General features: G+C 69.5%; 9 protein-coding genes. 3 read left to right on the top strand and 6 right to left on the bottom strand.

What is annotated here, in order from left to right:
• Positions 1–17 precede the first annotated feature (17 nt).
• The 6 genes from BHE97_RS18185 to BHE97_RS18160 all read right to left on the bottom strand — a co-directional run bounded on the left by BHE97_RS18185 (position 18) and on the right by BHE97_RS18160 (position 5,238).
• Entirely contained in the window at positions 18–1,427 is a 1,410-nt protein-coding gene (locus BHE97_RS18185) for an FGGY family carbohydrate kinase (RefSeq protein ID WP_201791523.1), read from the bottom strand.
• Between the two features lie 98 nt (positions 1,428–1,525).
• Entirely contained in the window at positions 1,526–2,185 is a 660-nt protein-coding gene (locus BHE97_RS18180; protein WP_140400251.1) for a haloacid dehalogenase-like hydrolase, read from the bottom strand.
• Between the two features lie 127 nt (positions 2,186–2,312).
• The gene (locus BHE97_RS18175) at positions 2,313–3,188 is read right to left on the bottom strand and encodes a fructosamine kinase family protein (protein ID WP_087625460.1); all 876 of its coding nucleotides are present in this window, start codon (positions 3,186–3,188) and stop codon (positions 2,313–2,315) included.
• A gap of 27 nt (positions 3,189–3,215) precedes the next feature.
• Positions 3,216–3,710, bottom strand: coding sequence for a low molecular weight protein-tyrosine-phosphatase (locus tag BHE97_RS18170; RefSeq protein ID WP_087625459.1), 495 nt, complete (start codon positions 3,708–3,710; stop codon positions 3,216–3,218).
• A 4-nt stretch (positions 3,711–3,714) separates the two neighbouring features.
• Complete coding sequence (locus tag BHE97_RS18165) at positions 3,715–4,095, bottom strand: phage holin family protein (protein WP_087625458.1); 381 nt, start codon at positions 4,093–4,095, stop codon at positions 3,715–3,717.
• Between the two features lie 186 nt (positions 4,096–4,281).
• On the bottom strand, positions 4,282–5,238 hold the full coding sequence (locus BHE97_RS18160; protein ID WP_140400250.1) for an EamA family transporter: 957 nt from the start codon (positions 5,236–5,238) through the stop codon (positions 4,282–4,284).
• A 285-nt stretch (positions 5,239–5,523) separates the two neighbouring features.
• Between BHE97_RS18160 and pdhA the strand changes: the two genes are divergently transcribed.
• Genes pdhA through BHE97_RS18145 form a run of 3 tightly spaced genes read left to right on the top strand, consistent with a single transcriptional unit; the run spans position 5,524 to position 8,875 of the window.
• Positions 5,524–6,654, top strand: coding sequence for a pyruvate dehydrogenase (acetyl-transferring) E1 component subunit alpha (gene pdhA / locus BHE97_RS18155; protein ID WP_087625456.1), 1,131 nt, complete (start codon positions 5,524–5,526; stop codon positions 6,652–6,654).
• Positions 6,651–7,628: an alpha-ketoacid dehydrogenase subunit beta gene (locus tag BHE97_RS18150; protein ID WP_087625455.1), complete on the top strand. Its 978-nt coding sequence runs from the start codon at positions 6,651–6,653 to the stop codon at positions 7,626–7,628. The genes pdhA and BHE97_RS18150 overlap by 4 nt, the downstream gene beginning before the upstream one ends.
• Positions 7,628–8,875 (top strand): dihydrolipoamide acetyltransferase family protein, encoded by a 1,248-nt coding sequence (locus BHE97_RS18145; RefSeq protein ID WP_087625454.1) that lies wholly within the window; start codon positions 7,628–7,630, stop codon positions 8,873–8,875. Before BHE97_RS18150 ends, BHE97_RS18145 begins: the two co-directional genes overlap by 1 nt.
• The last annotated feature ends 158 nt before the right edge of the window (positions 8,876–9,033 follow it).

Genomic DNA, 9,033 nt, shown 5'->3' with positions numbered 1-9,033 from the left:
TCGCTCGCTGCGCTCGCTCACGAGACGTCCTTTCCTGTGAGGTCGGCTTCCACCACGGCGCGCCAGCGTGCCCGGAAGCCCTCGGCTCGCGCGGCCGTCCAGTGGGGTTCGTAGGTGCGAGCCGGCGACCATCCGACGAGTGCGTCATCGAGGCTCAGCGAATCGTCCAGGGCGAGCCGCGCGGTGGCGACGGCGCCGAGTGCGGTCGCGTGCTCGGAGCCGAAGACATCGACCGGCACCTGGGACAGATCGGCCTGGGCCTGCATGAGGGTCGCGCTGCGAGTGAGACCGCCGTCGACGCGAAGACGTTCGGGGGCCTCGCCCAGGTCGATCATCTCGGCGACATGTGCGGCGATGCCCTCGAGCACCGCGCGGACGATCTCGCCGCGACCGGTCGACAGGCTCATGCCGTGCAGCGAGGCGCCGGCATCCGAGCGCCACCAGGGCGCCGCCAGCCCGGCGAAGGCGGGGGAGCACAGTACGCCACCGGAGTCCTCCGCGGCGATCGTGTCCAACTCGGCGGCGGAGTCGATGAGGCCGAGATCGCTCATCCACCGGACCGCGGAGGCGGCGGTGTAGACCTGGCCGTCGGCGCAGTAGACGGTGTCACCGCGCATGGTCCACGCGACCGAGGTGGCCAGTCCGCCAGGATGCGGGGAGGGATCGGTGCCGCGATTGGCCAGCAGGAAGGCACCGGTGCCGTACGTGCACTTGGCCGTGCCCGGCTCGACACACCCCTCGGCGAGGAGAGCGGCCTGCTGGTCCACGATGAGCCCGCCGACGGGGATGTCGCCGCCGAAGACGCCGGTGGTGCCGACGATCGCATCGCTCGGAACCAGTGCGGGCAGTTCCTCATCGCCCAGTCCGAAGAGGTCCAGCAGCTCGGGATCCCAGTCGACGCGGGCGAGATCGAGGATGAGCGATCGGCTCGCCGTCGAGGTGTCGGTCACGAACTCACCGGTCAGCCGGTGCACGAGCCAGGTGTCGCTGGTGGTGACGACGCCGTCGGGTACCCGACGGCGCAACCAGGTCATCTTGGGGGCGGAGAAGTAGGGGTCGAGGAGCAGCCCGGTGCGCTCGTGGATCAGGTCGGCGTGGTCGGCGAGCTCAGTGCAGACGGACTCGGCCTGCCGGTCCTGCCAGACGAGGGCCGGGGTGAGGGGCTCACCGGTGGACCGGTTCCAGGCGAGCACAGTCTCGCCCTGGTTTGCGAGTGAGACGGCCTCGATCGTCGCACCGGCCTCGGCGACGGCGGCGCGCCCGCTCGTCAGCACGCTCTGCCACAGCGCCTCCGGGTCCTGTTCGACGACGCCTCCGGCGCGATACTCCGGTCGCACCCGGCGTTCGGCGACCGCCAGCACCTCGTCCCCCTCGACGACGATCGCCTTGGTGCTGGACGTGCCTTGATCGATGGCGAGGATCGCCACGTTCACTCCTCCCGGGACGACGAAATATGCCCGTAACTTCCCGAAGTTAACCGTTACTGCCCGATAGTGTGGAGGAACGGTCATGCCTGTGTCAAGCGTCACCAGCTGACGGCTCGGACCGGCGTTCCAGGCAAGGCGCGGCCGAGGCGACGCAGGAGCGTGTCATCGCCGCCGACGAGCACGACCGAGTCGGCTCCGCGCATCAGCGGCAGATCGTGTGCGGAGTCGCTGTAGACGACGTCCCATTCCCGCCAGCCCAAGGCCGTGAGACGGGCGACCTTGCGTTCACCGAAGCAGTGGTCGTCCCAGCGCAGGCGACCCCGGTGACCTGAGACGACCGAGGCGCAGACGCGGACCGGCAGGTCCAGGGCCCGTGCCCAGGACTCGATCAACGGCGTCATCCCCGCGGAGACGATCGTCACCTCGTCACCCTGTGCGAGCAGTGAGCGCGCTTCGTCCACCGCCGCCGAACGTGTCATGGAGGTATCGCGGGCGAAGGCGGCTCCGGTATCGGACAGTTCGGCGAGCAGATCATCGGCCGACTGTCCCGAGAAGGCGGTATCCATCAGTCGTCGGGTGACGCGGGTCCGCGCCGCCGGGGCGCGCGAGGTCAGGACGAATCCCGCGAGCCACGGCGCGGAGCGGCTCAACAGCAGGGGGCGTTCGCGCAGCCGGGGCATCAGCCAGGCCGCAGTCGAGTCGGTCCGGGTGAATACGCCGTCGAAGTCCATGACGATCCGTCGGGGGGAGGAGATCACCGGCCCAGGATGTCAGGCATGCCCGCAACTGCCCGGAACCGATGCCCGGGGCGGTACTCCGTCGACTCCACCACCGCTGCCTCGAGGGAAAGGTTGACCAGCTACCACCACGCGGGTGAGCGGAGGCTCAGGCGGCGGAACCGTCGAGCAGGCTCTGCGCGGCACCGGCTGCGCGAGCACCGTAGGAGCCGCCGAACAGCAGTGTGTGGACGAGCAGCGGATGCAACTGGTGCAGCGCGATCCTCTCCCGCCATCCGTCGGCGAGCGGTGCGGCCTCGTCATAGGCCTCCAGGATGCGCTGCAGGTGCGGAGCGCCGAACAGAGCCAGCATTGCCAGATCGGTCTCGCGATGTCCGCCGTGCGCGGCGGGGTCGATCATCCAGACCGCCCCTTCGGCACCCCACACCACATTGCCCGACCAGAGGTCGCCGTGGATGCGCGCCGGTGGCTCGGCCGGTCCGGAGAAAGAGTGGATCTTGCGCATCGCCGCCTCGATCGTGGACGCCTCGTCCGAGGTCAGGTGGCCGCGGTCCACAGCCGCTCGCACATAGGGCATGACCCGGCGGGAGGCGTAGAACTCCTCCCACGTCGGCAGTGGACGGTTGGGCAGGGGTGCGACGCCGATGTACCCGTCGCGTTCGGCGCCGAAAGTGGGCGCGCCTGCCGCGTGGGTCGTGGCGAGGGCCCGACCGAACTGTTCCGCCAGCTCCTGCGAGGGCTTGCCCGGCTCGATCCAGGCGATCACCAGGCAGTCCTCGTCGACGCCGAGGACCTCAGGGATGGGGACCCCGCCGGCCTCGCCGAGCCAGCGCAGGCCCTCGGCCTCGCGTCGGAACAGCCCCTCAGGTGCCTGCGGGCGCGTTTTGATGATCGCGCCGCGGCCGTCGGTGAGGCGAAGCCGAGTGGCGGTGCAGATATCTCCGCCCGCGACCGGGGTGGTGGAGACGACGGCGGTTCCCAGCAGTGCCTCTGCCCGCGCCGCCGTTCCTGCCATCCTCGCCATGCCCCCGACGTTACCGGAGGACCCGTATCAGCTCTGCCGCGAAGCGATCAGCGCCGGAATCTCGGCGACGAGGGCGTCACTCGTTCGCTCGATCATGGCGAGGACCTCCACGAATCCCTCCTCGCCGCCGAACCACGGATCGGGCACCTCGACGTCCTGTTCCGTCGCCTGCGGGTCGAAGCTGCGAAACATGCGCAGCCGCTCGGTGTCGGCGACCGTGGGCGCGAGCTCGGCCATATCGGCGTAGTTGCTCTCGTCCATCGCGAGGAGGAGGTCGTTCTCGGCGTACCAGTCGGCGGTGAACCTGCGCGCGACGTGCCGTGAGGCGTCATAGCCGGCCTCGGTGAGCCGGCGTGCCGCTCGTGGATCCATGGGATCGCCCGTGTGCCACCCGCCGGTACCGGAGGACACGATCTCGACATCGTCGATACCGGCCTCCTCGAGCTTCTTCTCCAGGACGACGTGGGCCATGGGGGAGCGGCAGATATTGCCCAGGCAGACCACGGCGATGCGATAGGTCACCGGGTCACTCCCCGATGACGGCGTTGACGATCGTCTGCGCGATCGAGATGACGATCGAGGCGAGCACGGCCCACCAGAAGCCGTCAACGAAGAACTCGATGGCGAACTGGCTGGTGATCCACTCGGTCAGCAGCAACAGGAGAGCGTTGATGACGACGAGCAGCAGCCCGAGGGTCAGGATGATGAACGGGAGTGAGAGCAGTTTGATGATCGGACCGACCAGCATGTTCACGATGGTGAACACGAGACCGACGATCGCCAGGGCGAGGACGCGGTTGGCGGTGGTCTCGCCGGGGTCGCCGATATTCATGTGATCGCCGAGCAGCAGCGCGGCGAAGGCCAGGGCGAGGCTGCTCGCGAACCAGGTGGAGATGAAGCGTGCCATGGGTCCATTGTCGCAGGTGAGCCCCGGGTCGCCCGATCGCCTTGGGGCGCCCCCCGCGATGCTGAAGGTAGCCGGTCAACGGCACGTCGCGGGTGGCGGTCGCCAATCAACGTTATTCGGACCTAGTGGGGTGATGGTGTACCGCTGCCACGGGCGTGACGTGCCGCTGCCAGGGGGCGCACTCGATCACGTCGGGGGTGGGAGCTCCTCGGGGGTGGCGAGTCTGGCGGTCTGGGCCACCACGACACCGGTGAGCACCACGAACACGCCGATCGACTGTGCCAGGCCGAGCACCTCGGCGTACCAGAGCCAGCCGGTCACGAGGGCGACCACGGGCTCGAGCATGGCGACCACCGAGGCACGTGTGCTCGGGATGTACTGCATCGCCGCGAGATAGAGGAAGAAGGGCGTGACCGTGCCGAGCAGCACGATGTAGATCATCGCCACCCACACCGGCGCCGTGAGATGGTCGAGCCGGCCGAGCAGCGTCGACTCCTTCCCGAGCACGTCGACGGCATTCCAGGCAGGTTCGTACAGATTGGAGACCACCGCCGCGAGGCCGAAGGACCACACGACCACGTGCAGCGGACTCGAACCTCCCTCGGCCGCCGTCAGCGCCTCGCCGATCAGGAAGTAGCTCGCCAGACACACGGCCGACAGGAGGCCGACGAGCAGGCCGATGGTCTCGATCGTCAGCCCGTCCCACACCTGGCCGACGAGGGCCAGCCCGATGAGGGAGACCACGATGGCCGGGTAGAGCCGTGGATGCACGGGCTCGCGCCGCACGAAGCGCACCCACAGCACGACGAGGGCCGGGGCCAGGTACTCCAGCAGCAGCGCGATGCCGAGGGGGAGGCGGTTGATGGTGACGTTGTAGGCCGCCTGCACGCCCAGCACGCCGACGATCGCGAGACCCGCCATGAGCGCCGCCGCGCGGCCTCGGGGCACGCGGAACGCGGACCGGTCGAAGACGAGGGCCAGGACGATGAAGACGAGGGCGGCGCAGGTGAGGCGGAAGGTCGTGTACGTGTCGATCGGGAGCCCGGCCTGCACCGGGATGCGGGAGACTCCCGCGTTCACGCCGAAGGTGATGGCAGCCGTGACCACCAGGGCGTAGCCGATGAGCGCGGGACGTGATGACACCGGCACATCCTCGCAGGCCTTCGGCGAGAGCCTTCTGCGACGGCAGGTGTTGTCGCTGCTTCGATGGTGTCCACGGAAGGGCGTCTGAAGTGCGGGACAACTCACCGACGGCCGGCAACGGGTGGCGCGCCGCGCGGTGACTCTGGCATCGCGGCGGCGAGGCAGTTACCCTGATCTCACGATGTGAGAACCATCACATCGTGGCGCAGTCGATTCCGCCACCCCTGGAATCAGCGCCCCAGACACCGCCGGCGGTACCCCGCCGGGCGGCGATTGGAGGATCGCATGACCCTGCCGATGACCCCGCAACCCGGCGCGCTCGACGGCGAGCACGATCTCGTGCAGCTGCTCGCCCCCGATGGCACGCGCCGCCATGACCCGCGTTATCCGCTCGAGGTCGACCGCGCCCAGCTCGAGGGCTGGTATCGCGACCTCGTCCTCGCCCGCCGTATCGACACCGAGGCCTTCGCCCTGCAGCGGCACGGCGAGCTCGGCCTCTGGCCGCCCGCACTCGGCCAGGAGGCGGCGCAGATCGGCTCCGGTCGCGCGCTGCGCGACCAGGACTTCGTCTTCCCCACCTACCGTCAGCACGGCGTGGCCTACTGTCGCGGGATCGATCCGGCCCTCCTCCTCGGCATGTTCCGGGGCACCGAGCTCGGCGGCTGGGACCCACACGAGTACCGCTACGCGCTCCCGCAGATCATCATCGGAGCCCAGACCCTGCACGCCACCGGCTATGCGATGGGTCTGCTGCTCGACGGGGCGGTGGGCCACGGTGACACCGAGCGCGACACCGCGGCCATCGCCTATCTCGGTGACGGCGCCACGAGCCAGGGCGATGTGGCCGAGGCCTTCGTCTGGGCGGCGTCCTATCAGGCCCCGGTCGTGTTCTTCTGCGAGAACAACCAGTACGCGATCTCCGTGCCGCTCGAACGGCAGACGAGGGTCCCGATCGCCCAGCGCGCCGCCGGATTCGGCTTCAAGGGAGTCCGGGTCGACGGCAACGACGTGCTCGCCTGCTATGCGGTGACCCGGGCGGCCCTCGACGCCGCTCGCCAGGGCTTCGGTCCCAGCCTCATCGAGGCCGTCACCTATCGCATCGGTGCCCACACCACCTCCGATGACCCCAGACGCTATCGCGAGGACGCGGAGACTGAGGCGTGGCGGGCGAAGGACCCGATCGACCGCGTGCGGATCCACCTCCAGCGCGAGGGCAGCGATGCGGCATTCTTCGCCACCGTCGAGGCCGAGGCCGACCAGCTCGGGGCACACCTGCGGGAGGTCTGCGGCCGGCTGCCCGAGCCGGATCTCGTCGGCCTGTTCGATCACGTGTACACCGACGTGCCCGAGGAGCTCGCCCGCCAGCGCGACGATGCCATTGCCTGGCAGGCCACGGACGAGGGAGGCGACCGATGACCGCCACGATGACCCTGGGTGCCGCCGTCAACGCGGGACTGCGGGCGGCGATGGAGCGTGATGACAAGGTCGTGCTGATGGGTGAGGACATCGGCCGGCTAGGCGGGGTCTTCCGGGTGACCGATGCCCTGCAGAAGGACTTCGGCGCCAACCGGGTCATGGACACGCCGCTCGGCGAGGCCGGGATCATGGGCACCGCCGTCGGCCTGACTGCCCGCGGATATCGCCCGGTGGTCGAGATCCAGTTCGACGGCTTCGTCTATCCCGCCTACGACCAGCTGGTGGCCCAGGTCGCCCGCCTGCACTATCGCAGCGCCGGCCGGGTGCGCGTGCCCATCGTGATCCGCATCCCCTTCGGGGGCGGCATCGGAGCGGTCGAGCACCATTCGGACAGCCCTGAGGCGCAGTTCGCGCTCACCGCGGGCCTCAAGGTCGTCTCCTGCGCCACCCCGCACGACGCCTACTGGATGATCCAGCAGGCCATCGCATCGGACGACCCGATCGTGTTCATGGAGCCTAAGCGCCGCTACTGGGACTCCGGCGAGGTCGACACGCGATCGGCGGGCGTCGAGCTCTGGACCTCCCTCGTGCGGCGTCGCGGCGCCGATGCGACGCTCATCGCCTACGGGCCGATGGTCACGACCTGTCTGGGTGCCGCGACCGTCGCGGCCGAGGAGGGCCTCGATCTCGAGGTCATCGACCTGCGGGCACTCTCCCCGCTCGACCTCGGCCCGGTGTTCGCATCGGTGCGCCGCACAGGCCGGGCGGTCGTGGTGCACGAGGCGCAGCGCACGCTCGGGCTCGGCGCCGAGCTTTCGGCGCGGATCACTGAGGAGTGCTTCTACTCGCTGGAGGCACCGGTGCAGCGCGTCACCGGCTACGACACCCCGTATCCGCCGAGCCGGGTCGAGTCGGAGTTCCTGCCGAGCGTCGATCGCGTACTCGATGCCGTCGACACCGCGAGGGAGTTCTGATGCCGGAGTTCTGCCTGCCCGATGTGGGGGAGGGCCTGACCGAGGCCGATATCGTCACCTGGCGCGTCGCCGAGGGAGACGAAGTGCAGGTCAACGATGTGCTGGTCGACATCGAGACGGCCAAGTCGATCGTCGAGCTGCCGAGTCCCTTCGCCGGCACGGTCGGCTCATTGCTGGTCGCCGAGGGGGACACCGTGGCGGTGGGCACGCCGATCGTCCGCATCGAGGATGCCGCGGCGGTGGACGACGGAGCCGAGCAACGCACCGCGGTGCTGGTGGGCTACGGTCCAGAGGAGGAGAAGCCGAGCGGACGTCGCCGCTGTCGTGCCGGACGGGCCGCTCGGCCCGTGCCCGCTGAGGAGCCCGAGCGCCTCGCCTCCGTGGTCACGCTCGCGAAGCCGCCCGTGCGCAAGTTCGCCAAGGATCACGGGGTCGATCTGCGGGCGGTCACCGCCGCCGACCCTTCCGGCATCGTGACCCGGGCCGATGTGGAGAGGGTCTTGTCTCCGGTAGGCGATCCACGACCCGAGGCAGCGCTGCCGGTCGACGGCGAGCGTCGTGTGCCGATCTCGGGAGTCCGCAAACGGACGGCCGAGGCGATGGTGGCGTCGGCGTTCACCGCCCCGCACGTCACCGAATGGGTCACCGTGGATGTCAGTGCCACGATGGAGCTGCTCGAGACGCTGCGCGGGGACCCGTCCTTCGCCGATGTCAAGGTCACGGCCACGGTCCTCGTGGCCAAGGCGGTGTGTCTCGCCCTGCGTCGCACGCCCGATCTGCACGCGCGATGGGACGCTGAGTCCGAGGAGATCGTCTTTCCCGGGCACGTCGGTCTCGGGGTGGCCGCGGCGACGGAGCGGGGGCTGCTCGTCCCCGTCGTGCCCGAGGCGGACAGGCTCGCTCTGCCTGACCTGGCCCGCGAGATCGGCACGCTGGTGCACACGGCCCGAGAGGGATCGTTGCAGCCCGCGCAGATGTCCGGCGGAACGTTCACGATCACCAATGTCGGCGTCTTCGGTGTCGATGCGGGCACGCCGATCCTCAGCCCCGGTCAGTCGGGCATCCTCGCCGTCGGCTCCATCGAGAGACGGCCGTGGGTCGACGAGGAGGACCGGATCGTGCCGCGGTGGGTCACCACCCTCGCGTGCAGCTTCGATCACCGGGTGGTCGACGGCGAGCAGGGCTCGCGCTTCCTGGCGGATATCGCCTCCCTGCTGCGCGACCCCGGCCGGGCGATCACCTTCTGAACACGAGACGAGGGGTCTGTCGCCGCGGCGACAGACCCCTCGTCTCATGTGGCTCAGGAGCCGGGACGCACCATCATGATGTTCACCGCCGCGCCCGGCCAGACACCTACCTCCCTCGTTCGCCGCCGCCTTTTTGGCACACAATCATTCATTCAGCA

The organism is Aeromicrobium sp. PE09-221 (assembly GCF_002174305.1).
Lineage (GTDB): Bacteria > Actinomycetota > Actinomycetes > Propionibacteriales > Nocardioidaceae > Aeromicrobium.
This window is presented reverse-complemented; position numbering and strand designations above follow the sequence as displayed.